The following is a 22,366-nucleotide window of genomic DNA, read 5'->3' on the forward strand; positions in this document are numbered from 1 at the left end:
GGGGTAAGCAAGGCAAGTGAAATGTGGTTATAGTTATTGTATTAATAGATGGTGCTATGAAGTATAGCCATTGCTATACATTTGGGTAAAGTGCGTTCTCACCAAACGTATTGGCAATGGAATTGACTCTACTCTTGGCTCATTTTATAGACAATGTTTTTGTGGATATTTCTTGTGAAGAATTTGTAATCGGGTTGTGATGGGTGAGACTTATCTGAGAAATAAGGCGATATCGAATACTTATAATGTGGTTTTGATCTCGTTTTTAAGTAACGCGTTACATAGAATACGCAGCAAAATACAACCCTCCTCAAATTTGGAGCCGATATGTCCCATGTTTTGCAATTTATTTTAGCACTGGTGGTAGTTGCTGCACTGGCCTTGCTGGTCAGCAACGATCGTAAAAGCATTCGCATTCGTTATATCGTTCAACTTCTGGTCATTGAGTTGCTGCTGGCATGGTTCTTCCTGAACTCATCCATCGGTCTCGGCTTTGTGCAGGGCTTTGCAGGTTTCTTTGATCATCTGCTCAAATATGCCGCCGAAGGTACCAACTTCGTGTTTGGCAATATGAGCGAAAAAGGCCTGGCGTTCTTCTTCCTCAACGTACTTTGCCCAATCATCTTCATCTCTGCGTTGATCGGTATTTTGCAGCATTTCCGCATTCTGCCGTGGGTAATCCGCGGTATCGGTACGGTGCTGTCAAAAATTAATGGCATGGGCAAACTGGAATCCTTTAACGCGGTCAGCTCTCTGATTTTGGGACAGTCAGAAAACTTCATCGCCTATAAAGATATCCTTGGCAAAATGTCACAGCGCCGCATGTACACCATGGCAGCGACCGCGATGTCGACGGTTTCAATGTCGATTGTGGGTGCTTACATGACCATGTTGCAGCCAAAATACGTGGTAGCAGCGCTGGTACTGAACATGTTCAGCACCTTTATTGTGCTGTCGCTGATCAACCCATATCGCGTTGATAGCGAAGAAGATCTGCAATTGCAGGATCTGCATAAAGGTCAAAGCTTCTTTGAAATGCTGGGTGAATACATCCTTGCCGGTTTCAAAGTGGCGATGATTGTTGCCGCGATGCTGATTGGTTTCATCGCGTTGATTACCGGTCTGAACGCGCTGTTCGACATGATTTTCGGCATCAGCTTCCAGGGCGTGTTGGGTTACGTGTTCTATCCATTTGCCTGGGTGATGGGCGTGCCGGCGCACGAAGCGCTGCAAGTGGGTAGCATCATGGCAACCAAACTGGTTTCTAACGAATTTGTCGCCATGATGGATTTGCAGAAAATCGCGGGTCAACTGACGCCAACTTCGGAAGGCATTCTTTCAGTGTTCCTGGTCTCCTTTGCTAACTTCTCCTCTATCGGAATCGTGGCAGGTGCGATTAAAGGTCTGCACGAAGAACAAGGCAACGTGGTTTCACGTTTCGGCTTGAAACTGCTGTACGGCTCAACATTGGTGAGCGTACTTTCAGCCGCCATCGCCGGTCTGGTGTTGGCCTTCTGATCGACAGGGCGAGCTGCGGCTCGCCCTTCTCTTCTTAATTATTTCTATCCGTTCTATCCTGGTTTTATCCTCTCTTCTTCCCGCCATTCACCGCTTCACCGTTAATCGCAAAACCTTTGCACAATATTGAATTTCCGTTCATAGCGCCTACGCCCGTAGTTTTTCTCCATGACATCACATCAGGAGAACCGCATGAGCATTCAATTCCTTGGCATGATTGGCCACCGCCTCGCCTCAGAAATCATCCCGGCCAGCGGCCCGCTGTTCGATAAAGATTACATCGCACGTTTTGCCCGCGCGCATGAAGCCGCCGGTTTTGATCGTATTTTGGTTGGCTATTGGTCGGATCAACCGGATGGCTTTTTAGTCACCGCGCATGCCGCTGCGCAAACTTCTACGCTGAAGTTTTTGTTGGCGCATCGTCCGGGTTTTGTCTCGCCAACGCTGGCGGCACGCAAATTGGCCTCGCTGGATCACCTTACCGACGGGCGTTTAGCGGTGCACATCATCAGCGGCGGCAGCGATGCCGAGCAGCGTCGTGATGGCGATTTCCTCAATAAAGCCGAACGTTATGCGCGCAGCGATGAATTCCTGACGGTGTTAAAGCAGAGTCTGGAGTCGTCGCAGCCATATGATCATCAAGGCCAGTTTTATCAGGCCGAGCAAGCGTTCTCGGCGATTAAACCGCTGCAGAAAAAATTGCCGGTCTACTTTGGCGGATCGTCACAAGAAGCGATTGATGTCGCGGCACGCCACGCCGACGTGTTTGCGCTATGGGGAGAACCGTTGAAAGGCGCAGCAGAGACGGTACGCACCGTACGCGCGGCCGCCGCGCAACATGGTCGTGAGATTAACTTCAACATCTCATTCCGCCCGATTCTCGGCAAAACCGAAAAAGAAGCGTGGGAACGCGCCGAACATATTCGCGCCAACGCTGAGAAACAACTCAATGAAAGCGGTTTTGCCTTTGGCAAAGCCAAGCCACAAAGCGTTGGCGCACAACGTTTGCTGGCAGCAGCCAATGAAGGCGATCGCCTCGACAAAGTACTGTGGACCGGCGTCGCAAAACTGGTGCAAGGCGGCTACAACTCCACAGCGCTGGTTGGCACGCCTGAACAGGTTTCGGATGCACTGCTGGAATATTATCGCCTCGGCATTCACAGCGTGCTGATTCGTGGCTTCGATCCACTCAACGATGCGGTGGAGTATGGCCGCGAGCTGATTCCGCTGACACGAGAAAAAGTGGCGGCGTTGTCCGATGCTGAAAAACGGAGCGCCTGAAATCATGAGCCAATATCAGCATCAACGCCTGCGTGATTTCGTCGCCAATTTGGCCGGTTTGCTTGATACGAAGCCGGACGAAGCCACGATTTTGCAACATGGCAGTGAATGGCTTGGCGAGTTGATCCGCCATGACGATTGGCTGGATGAAGCCTTTACTCAACCGCATGCCGAGCATTACCAGCAATATCTGCTGCACGCCGATGCGCAACAGCGCTTTTCGGTGGTGAGTTTCGTTTGGGGGCCAGGCCAGCAAACGCCGATCCATGATCATCGCGTGTGGGGATTGATTGGCATGCTGCGTGGCGCAGAAATTTCGCAATCGTGGCAACCGGGCCCCAATGGCTTACAGCCGCAAGGCGCGCCCGTGCGGCTCGATCCCGGCAGTGTAGAAGCGGTATCGCCCACGGTGGGCGATATCCATCGCGTTAGCAATGCATTCGACGACCGCGCTTCCATCAGCATTCACGTGTATGGCGCCAACATTGGTGCAGTTAAACGCGCGGTGTACCGCGAAGACGGCAGCGAAAAAGTCTTTATCTCCGGTTACAGCAACCGTTACTTACCGAATATTTGGGATCTTTCACATGACTAAACCGGTTTTCCCTTTGCGCCAGGCGGCGGACATTATCGCGGCTCTACGCCAGCAGCAGGAAGTGGCAATTGTCGATGTGCGCGATGAAGCGCTATTTGCCACCGCGCATCCGCTGTTCGCGGTGAATATTCCGCTATCAAAACTAGAACTTGAGTTGCTGGATCGCATTCCACAACGCGCGACTGCAATCACGTTGTACGACAACGGTGAAGGTCTGGCGCAAACCGCGGCTGAACGCATCGCCGCGCTGGGATACAGCAATGTCGCACTGTTGGCCGATGATTTGGCCGGATGGCAAGCGGCAGGCGGCGAGTTGTTTATTGACGTTAACTCACCGAGTAAAGCGTTCGGCGAACTGGTGGAGCACCACAATCGCACGCCGTCGCTGTCCGCCGATGAAGTACATCAGTTGATCAACAGCGATGCCAATGTGGTGGTGCTGGATGCGCGTCGCTTCGACGAATATCAAACCATGAGCATTCCCGGTGCCACCAGTGTGCCCGGTGGCGAGTTGGTGCTGCGCGTGCGCGATCTTGCCCCTTCGCCCGAAACCACGGTGATTGTTAACTGCGCAGGACGTACTCGCAGCATTATTGGTACGCAATCGCTGGTTAATGCCGGGATCCGTAATCCAGTATTCGCACTGCGCAACGGCACCATTGGCTGGACGTTGGCGGGACATGCGCTGGATAAAGGTCAGCAACGCCGTTATGGCGCAAGCAGCGAAACCGCGCAGCGTCAGGCCGCCAACAATGCGCGCAACATTGCCGATCGCGCAGGTGTGGAGCGCATTCCGCTGGCAACGTTAAAACGCTGGCAGCAAGAAAATCGCACCACCTATCTGTTTGATGTGCGTGATACTGAAGAGTATGCAGCGGGACATTTGCCGGGCAGCCGCCATGTGCCAGGCGGCCAATTGGTGCAGGAAACCGATCATTACGCCAGCGTGCGCGGCGCGCGCATTGTGCTGATTGATAATGACGGCGTACGCGCCAATATGACCGCATCCTGGCTGGCGCAATTAGGTTGGCAGGTTGCGGTTTTAGACGAGTTGCAGAGCAGTGATTTCAGCACAACCGGTAACTGGAAAGCGCAGGTGCCGCCGGTTGCAGCCCCTGAATTGGTGTCACCGCAGCAGTTGGCAACATGGCTGGACGAAGGCCAAACCCAGGTGCTGGATTTCACCACGCGCGCCAATCACCTTAACAGCCACATTCCCGGCGCGGCCTGGCTGCTGCGCTCTACGCTGCAACAGCAAGGTAACGCGCTGCTGCCAGCAGCACGTCGCTATGTGCTGACTTGCGGCAGTAGCTTGCTGGCCGGTTATGCGGTGGAGCAAGTCGCAGCGTTAACCGGCAAACCGGTATTTGTACTGGAAGGCGGTAATGCCGCATGGCGTGCAGCCGGATTGCCAACCGAGCAAGGCGAGCAGCATTTATTGTCACCGCCGATTGATCGCTATCGCCGTCCGTATGAAGGCACCGATATCGAACCAGGCGTGATGCAGGCTTATCTTGATTGGGAATACGGTTTGGTGGCACAGCTGGATCGCGATGGCACGCACGGTTTCCGCGTGTTGCAGTTGCAGGCGGTAAATGCCTGACCATAGAACGGGGTCGTCAGCAATGGCGGCCATAGCAACGAAAAAGCGCTAAATGCACTGCATGAGTTTGTGGTGTTTTATTGATTTTGAGTGTTCGGAACGAACAAAGATTTGGTGGAGATAAGCGGGATCGAACCGCTGACCTCTTGCATGCCATGCAAGCGCTCTCCCAGCTGAGCTATACCCCCACATCTGGAAATCATTTTTCGGTCAAACCCTTGGGAAGGGGTTTGTTTGGTGGAGATAAGCGGGATCGAACCGCTGACCTCTTGCATGCCATGCAAGCGCTCTCCCAGCTGAGCTATACCCCCGAACCGAAAAACTGCCGAGTAAACTCGACGGACGGCATAATATGAAACCGCCTCTTGAGTGTCAACGTCAAATTCTCGTTCTGTGTTCGATCGCTGAAAAAGGCGGCAACCCCGTACCAGCATGGCTTTTTTTTCAGCGACTCCCTTGCGGCTAAAGCCATTTAACGGCGATTTGTTACTCGCTTACCACTAAACCAACGTTAACTACTGGTTAAAGATGTTAGGAATAGTCTTGTTTTCGTTAATGGTGCGTGTAAAACTTAGCGCGCTAATTAACCGGTCCACCTTCCAGGGTTTTATCTCTTAGACCGGCCAGCAAATACCTCCTTGTTTAATAAAAGAAAAGTGAACTATGTCGCTGCATACACCTAAAGAGATCGCTCAACTGGCGATTCAAGCTGGCGTGGCTAAAAGCCGTCTGCCTGTTTCCACCTTATTAATTCTTGGCTTTATGGCGGGTGCATTTATTGCCACCGGCTTCCTGCTCGATCTGCATGTCATCAACCAATTGCCGCCAGAATGGGGTTCATTCGGCGTGCTGCTCGGCGCTGCGGTGTTCCCGGTCGGTTTGATCATGACGGTGCTGGCCGGCGGTGAGCTGCTGACCGGCAACATGATGACTATGCCAATTGCCTGGTTCGCGCGTCGTATTAGCGGCTTCAGCGTGTTGCGTAACTGGTTTTGGGTCACCATCGCCAACTTTATTGGCAGCGTTGCTGTTGCCTGGTTCTTTGGCCACATGCTGGGCATGACCGAAGGCGATTACTTAAAGAAAACCGTGGCGATTGCCCATGCCAAAGTGAATGCCGATTTCCTGCATGCCTTTATTTCTGGCATCGGGTGTAACTGGCTGGTGTGTTTAGCGGTGTGGCTGGCGTTTGCCAGTAAAGATGTAGTGGGGAAAATCTTTGGCATGTGGTTCCCGGTGATGGCGTTTGTCGCGATCGGTTTCCAGCACGTCATCGCTAACATGTTTATCGTTCCAGCCGCCATTTTTGCCGGGCAGATGGCCTGGGCTGATTTTGCGCCAAACGTGGTTGCCGTGTTCCTCGGTAACGGCGTGGGTGGAGCCATTTTTGTTGGTCTCACCTATTTCATCGCCTTCCGTCCAGAAAAATCCACAGTTAGCGAAGCGCAATAACGAAATTTTGCCTTTTGTTTCACAGCAAAAGGCATTTTCTGTTCAGGTTACTTCTCCCCGTTACGTTTTGTTGTAATATGTACAGCTAATGTATTTAACAGGGACAGCATCGTGAAAAAGGAATGGCTAACCCCCGAGGAGCTCGCGCTGGAAACGGGCTACAGTCGGCAAACGGTGAATAAGTGGATTAAGCGTGAAAACTGGACAACCACGCCAAAACCCGGCGTTCAGGGCGGTAAAGCGCGATTGATCCACATCGATGAACGCGTAAAAAGCTTTGTTCAATCCACCCGCCACGCGAACGAACCGGCGGCTAATTACGGTGCACAACAAAATACGTTACCTGCGTTATTAATAAATTCTGTCCAGCAAATGACAACGGCGGAGCAAGATCAATTTGCCGCGTTGTTATTGCGTGAGGGAATTCGCGGCGTATTGGAACGTCTGGGGATTCAGGAAGAATAAAAAAAAGCCGGAAGCATGTGCTTCCGGCTTTTTTATCGAACTAAGTTCATCACATTATGCGTTGGCTTCGCGCTCGGCAATAAAGGCTAGCGCTTTCTCGATACGCGCCACGCTGCGACTGCGGCCAATCGCTTCAACCGTCACGTCCAATGCTGGCGATTGACCCGCACCGGTTACCGCTACACGCAATGGCATACCGACTTTGCCCATCCCCAGTTCCAGCTCATCGGCTGCGGCCTGAATGGCGTTATGCACATTCTCCGCGTTCCAGTCGCTATCACTGATTGCTGCCAGTTTGTCGCGCACCACTTCCAGCGGTTGACGCGCAACTGGACGCAGATGCTTCTTGGCTGCATCGGCATCAAAGGCTTCAAACTCTTCATAGAAGTAACGGCAAGAAGCGGCGATTTCGACCAGCGTTTTGCAACGCTCGCCCAACAGCGTCACCAACTTGGCCAGTTCTGGACCGGTGCGGGTGTCGATCTTCTGCTGTTCAATGTGCCATTGCAGCTGCGTCGCGACATATTCCGGTGGCAGCGTATTAATGTAGTGATGGTTCAACCACTGCAACTTTTCAGTGTTGAATGCGCTGGCAGATTTGCTGACCGCATCCAGGGTAAATAGCTCGGCCATCTCTGGCACGCTGAAAATTTCCTGATCGCCGTGAGACCAACCCAGACGCACCAAATAGTTCAGCAATGCTTCCGGCAGATAACCGTCATCACGGTATTGCATCACGCCGACTGCACCATGACGTTTAGACAGTTTTTTGCTGTCATCGCCAAGGATCATAGAAACGTGCGCGTAAGTCGGCACTTCAGCACCGATAGCTTTCAGGATGTTGATCTGGCGCGGCGTGTTGTTGATATGGTCTTCGCCACGAATGACGTGGGTGATGCCCATATCCCAATCGTCGACCACCACACAGAAGTTGTAGGTTGGCGAACCGTCGGTACGGCGAATGATCAGGTCATCCAGTTCCAGGTTGCTGAATTCAATCGGACCACGAATCTGGTCGTCAAAAATCACCGAACCTTCTTGTGGGTTGCGGAAACGCACCACGCACGGCTCATCAGCCGCATGATGTTCATGGCTGTCGCGGCAACGTCCGTCGTAACGCGGCTTCTCGCCCTTCTCCATCTGCTCTTCACGCAGCGCATCTAAACGCTCTTTGCTGCAATAGCATTTATAGGCTGTGCCCGCTTCCAGCATCTCGTCGATGACCGCGTTATAGCGTTCGAAACGTTTGGTCTGGTAATAAGGGCCTTCATCCCAGTTCAGGCTCAACCAGTTCATACCATCCATAATGGCTTCGATAGCTTCCGGGGTGGAACGCTCCAGATCGGTATCTTCAATGCGCAGTACAAATTCGCCCTTGTTGTGACGAGCATAAAGCCACGAGTAAAGAGCAGTACGAGCACCGCCCACGTGCAGGTAGCCCGTTGGGCTGGGTGCGAAGCGAGTTTTGATTTTCATTCAGCATTGCCTTAAATGCGCAGATTTCATTGTCTGGATGACAAAAAAATGGGTTAACGCGAAAAAACAGTGCGCATATTCTAGCAGGTGAGGATGATTCCTCAATGATTGTCGCGACGGCTACGCTGTTTGTGGTGTGCTTTTCTGCTAATAAAACCAGCACATTGGCTAAAACCGCCCCACGATGATTATTTTTAAAGCGAACGCACATTTAAGTTTTAAAAACCGTTGACTCACTTTGAAGGATCCCTATAATGCGACTCCACACAGCGGGGGTGATTAGCTCAGTTGGTAGAGCATCTCCCTTACAAGGAGGGGGTCGGCGGTTCGAGCCCGTCATCACCCACCACTCTTTAGAAGGTTTAAAGATGGCCCGCAGTGAACAAGAGATAAGATATGGGTGATTAGCTCAGTTGGTAGAGCATCTCCCTTACAAGGAGGGGGTCGGCGGTTCGAGCCCGTCATCACCCACCACTCTTTAGAAGGGTTAGAGGTGGCCCGCAGTGAACAAGAGATAAGATATGGGTGATTAGCTCAGTTGGTAGAGCATCTCCCTTACAAGGAGGGGGTCGGCGGTTCGAGCCCGTCATCACCCACCATATCTCAGTCAGATGACACTCTTGTTAAGCAGTACCGAAGTGGGTGATTAGCTCAGTTGGTAGAGCATCTCCCTTACAAGGAGGGGGTCGGCGGTTCGAGCCCGTCATCACCCACCACTTCGGGTCGTTAGCTCAGTTGGTAGAGCAGTTGACTTTTAATCAATTGGTCGCAGGTTCGAATCCTGCACGACCCACCAATGTAGAAAGGCGCCCTAAAGGCGCCTTTTTGCTATGCGTAAAATGCTGACCTCACTCGCTAAATCCCAACACAACCTTTTCGCAAGCTTAACACTCCGTGCCCTCAAGACGTTTTCGCCCCTTGCCGATAACGATAATGGTCTATTGCAAGGAGAAAACCATGTCTATATCAGGTGTCAGTAGCATCAGTACCGCCAGCAGTGGCGGCGGTTCTACTTCAGAAATTGCCAGTCTCAATAAACAGATTCAAAGCATCACCAAGCAGCTGAAAGATCTTTCTAGCGACGATACGCTGACAGATGAACAAAAATCTGAACAGGAGCAGTTGCTGGAATCGCAGATTCAGATGATTGAAGCGCAAATCGCGCAGATTGAGCAGCAGCAAGCTGAAAAAGCGCAGCAGAAGCAGGAAACACAGCAACCTGCCGCCACCAAAGCCGACGGCATTAATCGGCCGACGGACACCAATCAGATCAACGTTTACGTTTAAAACGCAGGTTTCAACATGCGTTGTTGCGTCAGCAGGGCTGCCTGCTGGCGCACTTCTTGCCAGATGGCTTCGGCTGCCGGTGTCAGCGAGCGGTTTTTGCGTTTAATCAGCATCAGGCTGCGATTGATTTCCGGATATAAACGTCGCACGGTGAGTTTGCGTCCTGACGGCAACGGCAAGGCCAACGCGGGTAAAATACTGATGCCAATCCCCGCTTCCACCATCGGATACAGCGTTGCCGGGTGACCGATTTCCTGCACCACATTGACGCTTAATGACAACTGTTGCAGCGCGGCATCGACCAGCAAGCGGCTGCCGGACGCATAATCTTGCAGCACCAAATTGCGCCCCGCCAGCATCGACCATTGCGCCTCATCAACTTGCGCTAACGCATCATCCTCATGGCACAACAACAAGAACGGCTCTTGCAGAATCTCCTCGCTGTCGAAATCGGTGTCATTAAGCGGGCCAATCACGATGCCAAAATCCACCTCGGCATTACGCACGCTTTGCAGCACCCATTGCTGAACGCGATCATGCAAGATGACACGAATATCGGGATAGCGCTGTTGGCTACTCGCCAGGCATTGCGGCATTAAATGCGCCGACGGCGTTTGGCTAGCCGCGACTCGCACCGTGCCACTGCGCTGTTCGCCATAGCTGCGCACATCCAAAACCGTGTTATTGAGTTCTTCCAATAAGCGTTTTAACTGCGTTGCCAGCTGTTGCCCCGCTTCGGTCAACATCACTTCACGCGTGGTGCGATCCAGCAAACGCACGCCGATTTCCGCTTCCAATTCTTTGATACTGTGGCTGACCGCTGACTGGCTGAGGCCAATTGCTTGCCCTGCTAAACTGAAACTACCGTGATGGGCGACCGCCACGAAGGTGCGTAACTGACGTAAAGTGTAATTCATCGATATTACTCATAGATTGATGCAATAAATCAATTTTATTTCTAAACCAAGCTGGCGCACAATCAGCACCATCTTTTTTACATTTAACCGGATTGTAACAATGGGATTTTTACGCCTCGATCCGATGATGGTTAAACTCATCATCACCGTGCTGTTAGCCAGTTTCTTACCGGCCAAAGGCGGCTTCGTCGATTTCTTCGAGTACCTCACCACGGCGGCCATCGCCCTGCTGTTCTTCATGCATGGCGCGAAATTGTCACGTGAGAAGATCATCGCCGGTAGCAGCCACTGGCGTTTGCACTTGTGGATTATGTGCAGCACCTTCGTGGTGTTCCCGATTCTTGGCCTGCTGCTCGTGTGGTGGCATCCGGTGAATGTCGGCCCAGAAATTTATACCGGCTTCATTTATCTGTGCATCCTGCCTGCTACCGTGCAATCCGCGATTGCCTTTACCTCAATGGCCGGCGGCAACGTCGCTGCCGCAGTGTGCGCAGCTTCAGCCTCAAGCCTGCTGGGTGTATTTATCTCGCCATTGCTGGTGAATCTGGTGATGAACGTGCACAGCGAAATGCCGGGCAATGGCCTGGAGCAGATTGGCAAAATCATGCTGCAACTGCTGGTGCCGTTTGTAGTGGGCCATATGTCTCGTCGCTGGATTGGCGGTTGGGTGGAGAAAAATCGCAGCCTGATTGGTAAAACCGACCAAACGTCAATCCTGTTAGTGGTTTACTCCGCCTTTAGTGAAGCGGTGGTGAATGGTATCTGGCATCGCGTAGGTCTGGATACTTTGCTGTGGATTCTGGCGGGCAGCTTAGTGATTCTGTTTGTCGCACTGGCGATCAACCTTGGTGCCTCGCGCTTGTTTGGCTTCAGCCGCGCCGATGAAATCACCGTGTTGTTCTGTGGTTCGAAGAAGAGTCTGGCGAATGGCGTGCCAATGGCTAACATCCTGTTCCCGGCCGCCTCGGTGGGGATTATTGTGTTGCCGCTGATGATCTTCCATCAGGTGCAATTGATGGTGTGCTCATTCATCGCCCAGCGCTACAAAGCGGGTAATGAGAAAAAGCTCGCACAGCAGCAAGTCGAAACACAAAAGTCTTAAGCAAAAGGCCCGCAAATGCGGGCCTTTTTACTATTCGCTGCGCTTCAGCGGTTTGACTAAACTTTCCAGCCCTTCAATCTTAATTGCTAATGTCAGTTGCATCAGCTCGCCTAACTTACCGGCGGGAAACTCATCTTTGCGCGCAAACCACAGCAAATACTCTTCCGGCAAGTCGATGATGACGCGCCCTTTGTACTTGCCAAACGGCATAACGGTATTGGCGATTTCAACCAACTGCTGTTTATCCATCTTAAGCCCCCAGCAGACGAATCATTTCCGCTTCGTCAATCACCGGAATACCTAATTCCTGCGCTTTCGCCAGCTTAGAGCCTGCCGCTTCACCCGCAATCAGCAAATCGGTTTTCTTCGAAACGCTGCCGCTGACTTTAGCGCCCAGCGCCACTAAACGTTCTTTGGCATCATCACGATTCATCTGTGACAGCGAGCCAGTTAAGACCACGGTTTTACCGGCAAACGGACTGTCAATCTCTGCGGCATTAACCACTTCAACCTGCGGCCAGTGCACGCCAATTTCATCGGTGAGCTCGCGGATCACCGCTCGGTTGCTCTCTTCATCCATAAAATTGCGCACGTGAGTAGCGACGACTTTGCCCACATCCTGCACTTCAATCAGCGCATCGAGATCGGCATTCATTACTTTTTCCAACTCGCCGAAATGATTGGCGAGGTTTGCTGCGGTGGCTTCACCCACTTCGCGAATGCCCAGCGCATACAGGAAGCGTGGCAAGGTGGTGAGCTTGGCTTTTTCCAGCGCATCAACCACGTTTTGCGCCGATTTCGGCCCCATGCGATCTAAACCGGTGAGCTTGCCGGCAGTCAGACGGAATAGATCGGCGGGGGTTAAGACGTACTCTTTTTCCACCAGTTGGTCGATGATTTTGTCGCCCATGCCATCCACGTCCATCGCACGGCGCGAGACGAAATGTTTGAGCGCTTCTTTGCGCTGTGCGCCGCAAATCAACCCGCCGGTGCAGCGCGTCACCACCTCACCTTCGACACGTTCAACGTCAGAACCACATACTGGACAATGGCTCGGGAACACAATTTCACGCGTGTCTTCGGGACGTTCTGACTCCACCACGTTGACGACCTGCGGAATAACATCGCCCGCACGGCGAATCACCACTTTATCGCCGATACGTAAACCCAGGCGTGCGATTTCATCAGCGTTATGCAACGTCGCATTACTGACAACCACGCCCGCAACCTGCACCGGCTCCAGTCGCGCAACCGGCGTAATTGCGCCAGTGCGGCCCACCTGGAATTCAACATCGCGCACAAACGTCATCTGCTCCTGCGCCGGAAATTTAAAAGCAACCGCCCAACGTGGTGCTCGCGCCACAAAGCCGAGCTGCTCTTGCAGCGCCTGCGAATCGACTTTAATCACCACGCCGTCTATATCAAAGCCGAGCGACGGGCGTTCTTGCTCAACCTGGCGATAAAACGCCAACACTTCTTCTGCGCTATGCGCCAAACGAATCCGATCGGTGACCGGCAATCCCCACGCCTTAAACTGTTGCAGACGTTGCCAATGGCTGGCAGGCATTTCACCGCCTTCTAACAGGCCAAAACCGTAGCAGAAGAAGGTTAATGGGCGCTTGGCGGTAATGCGCGGATCAAGCTGTCGCAGTGAACCCGCCGCCGCATTACGTGGATTGGCAAAGACTTTCGCGCCAGTGCGACGCGCTTCTTCATTTAGCTTTTCAAAGCCGCTTTCGGTGATAAACACTTCGCCACGCACTTCTACGCGCGCGGGAATGTTGTCGCCATGCAGGCGCAGCGGGATTGCGTGGATAGTGCGCACGTTCGCCGTGATGTTCTCGCCGGTGGTGCCATCACCGCGCGTTGCAGCGCGCACCAACAAGCCATCTTCATACAGCAAGCTTACCGCCAAACCATCCAGCTTCAGTTCACAGCAATAAGTCAGTTCGTCAGTGCTTTTAAGGCGATCCTGCACGCGTTTATTGAAGGCGAGAAAACCGGCTTCATCAAAGGTGTTATCCAGCGACAGCATCGGGACTTCATGGCGCACCTGCTCAAATGCGGCCAGCGGTGCTGCGCCAACACGTTGTGTAGGAGAATCGGGCGTAATTAAGTCTGGATGCGTAGCTTCCAACTCGCGCAGTTGTCCCATCAATCGGTCATATTCTGCGTCCGGAATTTCAGGCGTATCCATCACGTGATAGAGATATTCGTGGTGACGTAACGTGGTGCGCAGCGCGGTGATCTGCTCCTGAACCGATTTCATAGTCTCTTATCCGATAAAAAACCCCCGACATGCGGGGGTTGAATTTGGGTTGATTCAATTACCGGCGATTAACCGATAACTTCGCGAATGCGCGATTTGTAGGTTTCCAGCTTCTGCGGCGTCATCATGCGACGCTCATCATCCAGCACCACGCCGCCAACATCATCGGCGATGCGCTGTGCGGATTGCAGCATCAGCTTAAAGTTCTGGTTCGCATCACCATACGACGGCACCATCATGAAGATGGAGATGCCCGGCGTGGAGAAATTGCCCATTTCGTCAGGATCGAAAGAACCCGGCTTCACCATATTCGCCAGGCTGAACAACACTGGACCGCTGCCTGCTGGGCTCAAATGGCGATGGAAAATGTTCATTTCGCCGAACTGGAAGCCAGCCTGCAAAATGCCTTGTAACAAGGCTTCGCCATTCAACTCGCCGCCAGCATGAGCCGCGACGTGCAGCACTAATACCGCTTCTTTCTTACTGCCTGGCGCAGCAGCAGGTTGTGGCGCTTCAGGTTCTTGCTGCAGCGGCGCGTCGTGATGATATTCCGGCTCGTCTTCTTCCGCCTGGAATTCTGGCGCAGGCTGCGTAGCCGAAAGCGGTTCGTTATCGAGCAGTGGATCAGCTTGAACCGGCTGCGGCGCGGGAGCGGGTTTCGCTACTGGCGCTTGCGGTGCCACAGGTTTGCGCACTTCCGGCTCATCATCCAGCAACGGATCGCCCAGCAATGGGTCGGCATGACGCGACGCAGGTTGACGCATTGGTTCTGGCGCACGCGGCGGCTGAACCGGACGCGCAGCAATTTCTAATTCTTCATCAGCGTCACGATTACGACGTACGCGAACTTCGCCAACGCCATCATCATCTTCGTCGCTCAGCAGATCTTCATCAGCTTCTTCGCGTTGTTTCAGACGTTTGTGCGGGCGATCGCGAAACACGGAGGAGCGCTCTTTACGGCTGGTCCACAGTCCATGAAGTAGCAGCGCTATTATGGCGATCGCGCCAACAACGATTAATATCAGACGCAAATCCTGCATCATTGTATTCTCTGTTGTTCCAATACCTTGCCACCACGGCAAACTTTATCCTCTAACTGTATTTGCCCAGCTAAACAAGTGCAAGTCTGTGCAGTATTTTCTGACAAATTAGATAGCTGCCCCACGCTTTTTTGCTGTTTTTTCGCGCAAAGCAGGCCTGTAGCCGACAAAAAGACAGGTTATGATGTTCGCGCCGCTATATTAAGGAGAAAGGCCCGCTATGTCTGGAATGAATTCAGTCTCAACATTTAATGGTATTCATTACTTCGCGGAAGGATGGAAACTGGTGCGTCAGCCTGGAATTCGTCGCTATGTCATCATGCCGCTGCTGATTAACATTGTGCTGCTGGGCGGCGCTTTTTATTGGCTGTTCCAGCGTTTGGGCGAGTGGATTCCGGCGATGATGGCGCACATTCCAGATTGGCTACAATGGCTGAGTTATCTGCTGTGGCCGCTGTCGGTGATTACCATCGTTCTGGTGTTCAGTTATTTCTTCTCAACACTTGCCAACCTGATTGCGGCACCCTTCTGTGGCTTGCTTGCCGAACAGTTGGAAGGACGGTTAACCGGCACGCCGCTACCGGACAGCGGCTGGATGGCGATGATTAAAGATGTGCCGCGCATCATGAAACGTGAATTGCAGAAGCTCGGCTACTATTTGCCACGCGCTATCGGCTTACTGCTGCTGCATTTCATCCCAGGATTTGGACAAACGGTGGCGCCAGTCCTATGGTTTTTATTCAGTGCGTGGATGCTTTCAGTGCAATATTGCGATTATCCGTTCGATAACCACAAGGTGAGTTTTCAGCAGATGCGTCAGGCATTGCGCCAGCACAAAACGGCCAATATGCAGTTTGGTGCGTTAGTCAGCCTATTCACTATGATTCCGATTGTTAACCTAGCGATTTTGCCGGTGGCGGTCTGCGGTGCAACCGCGATGTGGGTTGATCGTTATCGCCCACAACTTGCGCGCCATTAAAGCGTTAAAATGCCTTATGCATTTTTGCGTAAGGCTTATGGTTGTGCGCTATATAGATATGCGATTTCTTTCCTTCCGCCTGCAAGAAGAAAAGGTATGCTCTGAGGGTTCCCAATATTTCATACAGTTAAGGACGAGCTATGAGTAAGATCTATGAAGACAACTCTCTGACAATTGGTCATACGCCGCTGGTTCGACTGAACCGCATCGGTAACGGCCGCATTCTGGCTAAGGTCGAGTCGCGTAACCCGAGCTTCAGCATTAAATGCCGTATCGGTGCCAATATGATTTGGGACGCGGAGAAACGCGGAATCTTGAAGCCTGGCGTGGAACTGGTTGAACCGACCAGCGGCAACACCGGTATTGCTTTAGCTTACGTCGCCGCGGCGCGTGGCTACAAACTGACGCTGACCATGCCAGAAACCATGTCGATTGAGCGCCGTAAGCTGCTGAAAGCGTTGGGTGCCAATCTGGTGCTGACTGAAGGCCCGAAAGGCATGAAAGGTGCCATCGCCAAGGCGGAAGAGATTGTCGCCAGCGATCCAGATAAATATGTGCTGTTGCAGCAGTTCAGCAATCCAGCAAACCCGGAAATCCACGAAAAAACCACCGGCCCAGAAATCTGGGAAGATACCGACGGTGAAGTGGACGTGTTCATCGCCGGTGTCGGCACCGGTGGTACGCTGACTGGCGTAAGCCGCTACATCAAGAACACTAAAGGCAAGAAAGACCTGATTACCGTAGCGGTTGAACCGACTGATTCCCCGGTTATCGCACAAGCGCTGGCTGGCGAAGAGATCAAACCAGGCCCGCATAAAATTCAGGGCATCGGTGCCGGTTTCATTCCTGGCAACCTTGATTTGAAACTGATTGACCGCGTGGTCGCCATCACTAATGAAGAAGCGATCAGCACCGCACGTCAATTGATGGAAGAAGAAGGCATTCTGGCCGGGATTTCATCGGGTGCTGCAGTAGCCGCTGCATTGAAGTTGCAGGAAGATGAAGCTTTCGCTAACAAGAATATCGTGGTGATTCTGCCCTCTTCCGGCGAGCGCTATTTGAGTACCGCGCTATTTGCCGATCTGTTCACAGAGAAAGAATTACAGCAGTGATGACTAAAGTCTGAAACTGCCGAAAAAAGCACCCGAATGGGTGCTTTTTTGTGGTGTAGATCTCACTTTTATCACCAGACAGATTGCTTTCAGTGATAAGGCTCTGGTATTTAACCTTCCAATTATTTCGGTGCCTGAAATTAATCTGCCTTTGAAGTGGATCAAGCTGAATCGATTTACTGATTTGGCGAAACGGCGAATCACGGCATAATGAGAAGAGTGACGAATAAGTACGGTTTTTGATCTGTCACTAATAGACGTACTCATTCAAGCGCATTTTTTTGGTCAGCTTAATGCCACACCAGCGCACCTACACAGGCTAAAGTTACGGCTCCAGGCTAGACTTTAGATCCATAACACCAAACCTGATAAAGTTGGGGAAATAGAATGTTCCAGCAAGAAGTTACCATTACCGCACCTAACGGCCTTCATACCCGTCCTGCAGCTCAGTTCGTGAAAGAAGCCAAGGCTTTCCAGTCAGAAATCACTGTGACCTCTAATGGCAAATCTGCCAGCGCGAAAAGCCTGTTCAAATTGCAGACTTTAGGTCTGACTCAAGGTACGGTTGTTACGCTGTCTGCCGAAGGTGAAGACGAGCAGCAAGCGGTTGAGCATCTGGTCAAGCTGATGGCTGAGCTGGAGTAATCGGCTCAGTTCGCAACTAAACCGACCCCTTTGCCCCATTGAGTGCAAATATCTTGATCGCGGACAACCTGTCCGCGTTCTTGCATCTTTAGAGTACTGCTCCGCGACAGTGGCGACGCATCGGGTCAATGAGCCATCGTGATTAAAAGGTAGGGTTATGATTTCAGGCATTTTAGCATCACCGGGTATCGCTTTCGGCAACGCACTGCTGCTGAAGGAAGATGAGATCGTCATTAATCGTAAAAAAATTACCGACGATCAGGTTGAGCAGGAAGTTCAGCGCTTCCTCGATGGACGTAGCAAAGCTGCGACACAGCTCGAAGCCATCCGCATTAAAGCCGGTGAAACCTTCGGTGAAGAGAAAGCTGCGATCTTTGAAGGTCACATCATGCTGCTCGAAGACGAAGAGCTTGAGCAGGAAATCATCGACCTCATCAAAAAAGACCACGCAACTGCGGATGCCGCAGCTCACTCTGTGGTTGAAGGCCAGGCCGTTGCCCTGGAAGAGTTAGACGATGAATACCTGAAAGAACGTGCGGCTGACGTACGTGACATCGGTAAGCGTCTGCTGCAAAACATCCTTGGTCTGCATATTGTTGACCTCAGCGCGATTGCTGACGAATCCATTCTGGTGGCAAAAGATTTAACGCCTTCAGAAACGGCACAGCTGAACCTGAAAAAGGTGCTGGGCTTTATTACCGATTTGGGTGGTCGTACTTCTCACACCTCAATCATGGCGCGTTCGCTTGAATTGCCTGCTATCGTCGGTACTGGCAGCGTCACGGCTACCGTGAAGAACGGCGATTTCCTGATTCTGGATGGCGTGAACAACAAGATTTACGTCAATCCTTCTGAAGAAGTTCAGGAAGAACTGAAAGCCATTCAGACTCAATATCTGTCTGAAAAACACGAACTGGCGAAACTGAAAGATCTGCCAGCTATCACGCTGGACGGCCATCAGGTTGAAGTTTGTGCCAACATCGGTACCGTGCGTGATGTCGCCGGTGCAGAGCGTAACGGCGCAGAAGGCGTTGGCTTGTACCGTACCGAATTCCTGTTCATGGATCGCGATTCTCTGCCGACTGAAGAAGAGCAGTTCCAGGCGTATAAAGCCGTTGCTGAAGCCGTCGGTTCGCAGGCAGTTATCGTGCGTACCATGGACATCGGCGGCGACAAAGATCTGCCGTACATGAACCTGCCAAAAGAAGACAACCCGTTCCTCGGCTGGCGTGCGATTCGTATCGCGATGGACCGTAAAGAGATTCTGCATGCTCAGTTGCGTGCGATTCTGCGTGCGTCCTCTTTCGGTAAACTGCGCATCATGTTCCCGATGATCATTTCAGTAGAAGAAGTTCGCATCCTGAAAGGCGAGCTGGAGCTGCTGAAAGCGCAACTGCGTGAAGAAGGCAAATCCTTTGATGAGACCATTGAAGTGGGCATCATGGTAGAAACGCCAGCTTCAGCGGTGATCGCACGTCACCTGGCGAAAGAAGTCGACTTCTTTAGTATTGGGACAAACGACCTGACGCAGTATACTCTGGCGGTCGATCGTGGTAATGATTTGATTTCACACCTCTATAACCCGATGACACCTTCTGTTCTGGGCCTCATCAAGCAAGTGATCGATGCATCACATGCCGAAGGGAAATGGACCGGCATGTGTGGTGAGCTGGCTGGTGATGAACGTGCTACACTACTGTTACTGGGAATGGGGCTGGATGAATTCAGCATGAGCGCCATTTCAATCCCAAGCATCAAGAAGATCATTCGTAATACTAATTTCGAAGATGCGAAGGCATTGGCGGAGCAGGCTCTGGATCAACCGACAGCGGATGATTTGATGAATTTGGTCAACAAGTTCATTAAAGAAAAAACGCTCTGCTGATCCACGGACGCTAGCCTCAAATTACTGCTTAGGAGAAGATCATGGGTTTGTTTTCTAAACTTTTTGGCGAAAAATCAGAGAGCGCTTCAGGAACGATTGATATTGTTGCGCCTCTGTCAGGCGAAATCGTAAACATCGAAGACGTGCCTGATGTGGTATTCGCTGAGAAAATCGTGGGTGACGGTATCGCAATCAGACCGACTGGCAACAAAATGGTTGCTCCGGTTGATGGTACTATCGGCAAGATTTTCGAAACTAACCACGCATTTTCAATCGAGTCTGATAACGGCATCGAACTGTTTGTTCACTTCGGTATCGACACGGTTGAGCTTAAAGGTGAAGGTTTCAAACGCATCGCTGAAGAAGGCCAGAAGGTCAAGAAAGGCGACGTGGTGATCGAGTTTGATCTGGCTCTGCTGGAAGAGAAAGCAAAATCCACGCTGACGCCGGTGGTGATTTCGAACATGGACGAAATCAAAGACCTGATTAAGCTCTCCGGTCCGGTAACGGTAGGCGAAACGCCAGTTATCCGCATCAAGAAGTAAGATCGTCAGAATAGTAAAACGGCACCCACTGGGTGCCGTTTTTGTTTGTGCATTACAATACAATCAATCCTGCTTCCAGCGCGGCAGCTTCAATGTCAGCTCCAATCCCCCTTCCGGACGATTTACCGCCTGCACTTCGCCGTGATGCGCCAGAATCACCTTGCGCACGATAGAGAGCCCCAAGCCGTAGCCTTTACCCATCAGCGGCGAATTAACGCGTACAAAGGGATCGAAGATGCTCGACAATTTCTCGTCGTCAACGCCCGGCCCCTGATCGCTAACACGAATCGCCAGCCACTGATTTTCCGCCTGCAAGCGCACGCTGATATGCTGACCTTGATGCGAAAAACGCAGCGCATTACGCAGCACATTCTCTACGCCACGTCGAATCAACTCAGCGTTACCATGCACGGTGTAATCCGCTTTCTCATCAACCTGAAAATCAACGTTGACGCCCGGAATCTGTGCTTCATAGCGTACATCCGTCACCACCGCCTGCAATAAACCGGTGAGGTCGAAATACTGCTCACCCGGCATGCTTTCATGTTCGGCACGCGACAGCGTCAACAACTCGCCGATCATCTTATCGAGGCGACGTGCTTCTTCATCAATGCGATTAAGCGAAGATTCTACCGATTCCGGCGTTTGACGGGCCAACCCGGTCGCTAACTGCAAACGCGCCAGCGGTGAACGGAGTTCGTGCGAAATATCATGCAGCAACTCTTCACGCGCTTTTACCAACGTATCGAGGCGCTCCACCATCGCGTCAAAATCCTGCGCCACGTTTGAAAGCTCATCGTGACGTTTACGCATCACCGGATAAAGCCGCACCGACAAATCTCCGCTTGAGACACGCGCAAAGCCTTCGCGCAATTGCCGCATCGGGCGCGTCAGGTTCCACGCCAACAACATGCTAAACAGCAGCCCTAGCGCGCCTGCGAAGGTAAACATCGGTTCTGGGATATTGAGGATGCGACGCGGCCCGCCGCCGCCCATTGAGCTATCTTCACGCAGGCCTTTCACATCGTAGCGCAGCTCGTACTCTTTACCGTCTTGTCCCTTCACCCATCGCACAATGACATTGGGAAAAGGTCCGTGAAACGGTGCACTGAAGGTTTCTGGCGGCGCATTACTCGGCGTGGCGGCAGGTTTATTATGCTGAATGACCGAGAAAAACTGGCGATCGTTGGGTTCCCAATCGGCCATCATGTCTTCCAGCGAACTTGGCCCACCACGTTCGAGCACCGATACTGCTGAAGCCATTTGCAGATTGACGATACGGCGAATCGCGACAATCTCCGGCGGTTCATGACGATTACCAGAGAGGGTAAAACCCAACCACAATAACTGGCTGATAATCACAAACACGATCCAAAAGCCCAGCAAGATCTTCCAGAACATGCGGCCGCGATAGCTGTGTTTCATCGAATGCGATAACCAATACTGCGCACAGTTTCAATGTTGACGCTGTCAGCGGTTAATGCTGCCAGTTTTTGGCGGATGTTGCTGATATGCACATCCACGCTGCGATCGTAGGCTTCACGCGGACGGCCCAAACCTTTTTCCGACAGTTCATCTTTCGATACCACACGATCCGGCGCACGCAGCAACAGATCCAGCAGATTGAATTCAGAAGCCGTGAGATCAAAGGCTTTGCCCTGCCATTCAGTAATGCGCGTGGCAGGGTTGAGGCTGAGATCGCCCCAGCGCAGCAGCTCTTTCTTATCCGGCACCGGAACCTGATCTTCAAAACGACGCAACACGGCACGCAAACGCGCCACCAGCTCACGCGGATAGCACGGTTTTGGCATATAATCGTCTGCGCCCATTTCAAGGCCAATCACGCGATCGATGTTGTCGCCTTTGGCTGTCAGCATGATTACCGGCAAGCGGCTGTTTTGGCGCACCTGACGCAGCACATCAATACCGCTCATATCGGGCAGCATAATGTCGAGAATCATGGCGGTATAGTTGCCCGAAAGCGCGCCTTCAATACCGGCACTTCCGGTTAAAACCAATTGCGTTTCAAAGCCTTCCGCAATCAGATATTGGCTCAACATGGTGCCAAGTTCTACGTCGTCATCTACCAGCAGGATTTTCATTTTTATCTCTCGTACAAAATTGCCGCTATTTTGTCCTGACTCTGCCGCGAGCGCAGCCGATTTTACGCGATCCTTACAGTGCTTACGCCAGGC

At 52.1% G+C, this 22,366-nt stretch carries 20 protein-coding genes and 7 tRNA genes; 18 read left to right on the top strand and 9 right to left on the bottom strand.

Annotated features, from left to right (window positions below; translation table 11 throughout):
• Positions 1-327 precede the first annotated feature (327 nt).
• The 4 genes from ACPUC7_RS04215 (at position 328) to ACPUC7_RS04230 (ending at position 4,997) form a co-directional block, all read left to right on the top strand.
• A complete protein-coding gene (locus ACPUC7_RS04215) occupies positions 328-1,518 on the top strand; it encodes a NupC/NupG family nucleoside CNT transporter (RefSeq protein ID WP_343553359.1) in 1,191 nt (396 codons plus the stop codon).
• Positions 1,519-1,710: 192 nt separating this feature from the next.
• The gene (locus ACPUC7_RS04220; RefSeq protein WP_494921875.1) at positions 1,711-2,799 is read left to right on the top strand and encodes an LLM class flavin-dependent oxidoreductase; all 1,089 of its coding nucleotides are present in this window, start codon (positions 1,711-1,713) and stop codon (positions 2,797-2,799) included.
• A 4-nt stretch (positions 2,800-2,803) separates the two neighbouring features.
• Entirely contained in the window at positions 2,804-3,394 is a 591-nt protein-coding gene (locus tag ACPUC7_RS04225; RefSeq protein ID WP_494921876.1) for a cysteine dioxygenase family protein, read from the top strand.
• A complete protein-coding gene (locus ACPUC7_RS04230) occupies positions 3,387-4,997 on the top strand; it encodes a rhodanese homology domain-containing protein (RefSeq protein ID WP_494921877.1) in 1,611 nt (536 codons plus the stop codon). Before ACPUC7_RS04225 ends, ACPUC7_RS04230 begins: the two co-directional genes overlap by 8 nt.
• A 112-nt stretch (positions 4,998-5,109) precedes the next feature.
• Here ACPUC7_RS04230 and ACPUC7_RS04235 read toward each other — a convergent pair.
• A tRNA-Ala gene (locus ACPUC7_RS04235) sits at positions 5,110-5,185 on the bottom strand.
• 47 nt (positions 5,186-5,232) lie between these two features.
• A tRNA-Ala gene (locus ACPUC7_RS04240) sits at positions 5,233-5,308 on the bottom strand.
• A gap of 352 nt (positions 5,309-5,660) precedes the next feature.
• Here ACPUC7_RS04240 and ACPUC7_RS04245 point away from each other — a divergent pair.
• Complete coding sequence (locus ACPUC7_RS04245; RefSeq protein WP_494921878.1) at positions 5,661-6,449, top strand: formate/nitrite transporter family protein; 789 nt, start codon at positions 5,661-5,663, stop codon at positions 6,447-6,449.
• A gap of 111 nt (positions 6,450-6,560) precedes the next feature.
• Positions 6,561-6,914, top strand: a complete 354-nt coding sequence (locus ACPUC7_RS04250) for a YfeC-like transcriptional regulator (protein WP_494921879.1) — start codon at positions 6,561-6,563, stop codon at positions 6,912-6,914.
• Positions 6,915-6,968: 54 nt separating this feature from the next.
• Here the strand turns inward: ACPUC7_RS04250 and gltX are convergent, their stop codons facing one another.
• Complete coding sequence (gltX, locus tag ACPUC7_RS04255) at positions 6,969-8,390, bottom strand: glutamate--tRNA ligase (RefSeq protein WP_494921880.1); 1,422 nt, start codon at positions 8,388-8,390, stop codon at positions 6,969-6,971.
• Between the two features lie 273 nt (positions 8,391-8,663).
• Here gltX and ACPUC7_RS04260 point away from each other — a divergent pair.
• The 6 genes from ACPUC7_RS04260 to ACPUC7_RS04285 all read left to right on the top strand — a co-directional run bounded on the left by ACPUC7_RS04260 (position 8,664) and on the right by ACPUC7_RS04285 (position 9,677).
• Positions 8,664-8,739: transfer RNA gene (locus ACPUC7_RS04260), tRNA-Val, on the top strand.
• A 49-nt stretch (positions 8,740-8,788) separates the two neighbouring features.
• Positions 8,789-8,864, top strand: a tRNA-Val gene (locus ACPUC7_RS04265).
• A 49-nt stretch (positions 8,865-8,913) separates the two neighbouring features.
• Positions 8,914-8,989 (top strand) — tRNA-Val (locus ACPUC7_RS04270).
• Between the two features lie 41 nt (positions 8,990-9,030).
• A tRNA-Val gene (locus tag ACPUC7_RS04275) sits at positions 9,031-9,106 on the top strand.
• A gap of 4 nt (positions 9,107-9,110) precedes the next feature.
• Positions 9,111-9,186 (top strand) — tRNA-Lys (locus ACPUC7_RS04280).
• Between the two features lie 161 nt (positions 9,187-9,347).
• Positions 9,348-9,677: a FlxA-like family protein gene (locus ACPUC7_RS04285; RefSeq protein ID WP_494921881.1), complete on the top strand. Its 330-nt coding sequence runs from the start codon at positions 9,348-9,350 to the stop codon at positions 9,675-9,677.
• Here ACPUC7_RS04285 and ACPUC7_RS04290 read toward each other — a convergent pair.
• Positions 9,674-10,594 carry a LysR family transcriptional regulator gene (locus ACPUC7_RS04290; RefSeq protein ID WP_494921882.1) on the bottom strand — a complete coding sequence of 307 codons (921 nt, stop codon included), beginning with the start codon at positions 10,592-10,594 and terminating at the stop codon, positions 9,674-9,676. The two genes, ACPUC7_RS04285 and ACPUC7_RS04290, sit on opposite strands and share 4 nt — an antisense overlap.
• Positions 10,595-10,694: 100 nt before the next feature.
• On the opposite strand from ACPUC7_RS04290, the gene ACPUC7_RS04295 reads away from it, so the two are divergent.
• Positions 10,695-11,696, top strand: coding sequence for a bile acid:sodium symporter family protein (locus ACPUC7_RS04295; RefSeq protein ID WP_494921883.1), 1,002 nt, complete (start codon positions 10,695-10,697; stop codon positions 11,694-11,696).
• A gap of 30 nt (positions 11,697-11,726) precedes the next feature.
• On the opposite strand, the gene ACPUC7_RS04300 is transcribed toward ACPUC7_RS04295, so the two are convergent.
• From ACPUC7_RS04300 to zipA, 3 genes are all read right to left on the bottom strand, one after another.
• The gene (locus tag ACPUC7_RS04300) at positions 11,727-11,945 is read right to left on the bottom strand and encodes a DUF3820 family protein (protein ID WP_494921884.1); all 219 of its coding nucleotides are present in this window, start codon (positions 11,943-11,945) and stop codon (positions 11,727-11,729) included.
• A 1-nt stretch (position 11,946) separates the two neighbouring features.
• Positions 11,947-13,965, bottom strand: a complete 2,019-nt coding sequence (gene ligA, locus ACPUC7_RS04305; protein ID WP_494921885.1) for an NAD-dependent DNA ligase LigA — start codon at positions 13,963-13,965, stop codon at positions 11,947-11,949.
• 68 nt (positions 13,966-14,033) lie between these two features.
• Complete coding sequence (gene zipA, locus ACPUC7_RS04310) at positions 14,034-15,008, bottom strand: cell division protein ZipA (protein ID WP_494921886.1); 975 nt, start codon at positions 15,006-15,008, stop codon at positions 14,034-14,036.
• A 217-nt stretch (positions 15,009-15,225) separates the two neighbouring features.
• Between zipA and cysZ the strand changes: the two genes are divergently transcribed.
• The 5 genes from cysZ (at position 15,226) to crr (ending at position 20,171) form a co-directional block, all read left to right on the top strand.
• The gene (cysZ, locus tag ACPUC7_RS04315) at positions 15,226-15,984 is read left to right on the top strand and encodes a sulfate transporter CysZ (RefSeq protein ID WP_494921887.1); all 759 of its coding nucleotides are present in this window, start codon (positions 15,226-15,228) and stop codon (positions 15,982-15,984) included.
• 140 nt (positions 15,985-16,124) lie between these two features.
• Entirely contained in the window at positions 16,125-17,096 is a 972-nt protein-coding gene (cysK, locus tag ACPUC7_RS04320) for a cysteine synthase A (RefSeq protein WP_345828818.1), read from the top strand.
• A gap of 387 nt (positions 17,097-17,483) precedes the next feature.
• Entirely contained in the window at positions 17,484-17,741 is a 258-nt protein-coding gene (gene ptsH, locus ACPUC7_RS04325) for a phosphocarrier protein Hpr (RefSeq protein ID WP_007889063.1), read from the top strand.
• A 157-nt stretch (positions 17,742-17,898) separates the two neighbouring features.
• Positions 17,899-19,626, top strand: a complete 1,728-nt coding sequence (gene ptsI, locus ACPUC7_RS04330) for a phosphoenolpyruvate-protein phosphotransferase PtsI (protein WP_494921888.1) — start codon at positions 17,899-17,901, stop codon at positions 19,624-19,626.
• Positions 19,627-19,667: 41 nt separating this feature from the next.
• Entirely contained in the window at positions 19,668-20,171 is a 504-nt protein-coding gene (gene crr / locus ACPUC7_RS04335; RefSeq protein ID WP_494921889.1) for a PTS glucose transporter subunit IIA, read from the top strand.
• Between the two features lie 63 nt (positions 20,172-20,234).
• Here the strand turns inward: crr and ACPUC7_RS04340 are convergent, their stop codons facing one another.
• Positions 20,235-21,596 (bottom strand): ATP-binding protein, encoded by a 1,362-nt coding sequence (locus ACPUC7_RS04340; protein WP_494921890.1) that lies wholly within the window; start codon positions 21,594-21,596, stop codon positions 20,235-20,237.
• A complete protein-coding gene (locus ACPUC7_RS04345; RefSeq protein WP_343552509.1) occupies positions 21,593-22,273 on the bottom strand; it encodes a response regulator transcription factor in 681 nt (226 codons plus the stop codon). Before ACPUC7_RS04345 ends, ACPUC7_RS04340 begins: the two co-directional genes overlap by 4 nt.
• Positions 22,274-22,366: the final 93 nt, after the last annotated feature.

This window comes from Pantoea sp. CFCC18179, assembly GCF_059412405.1.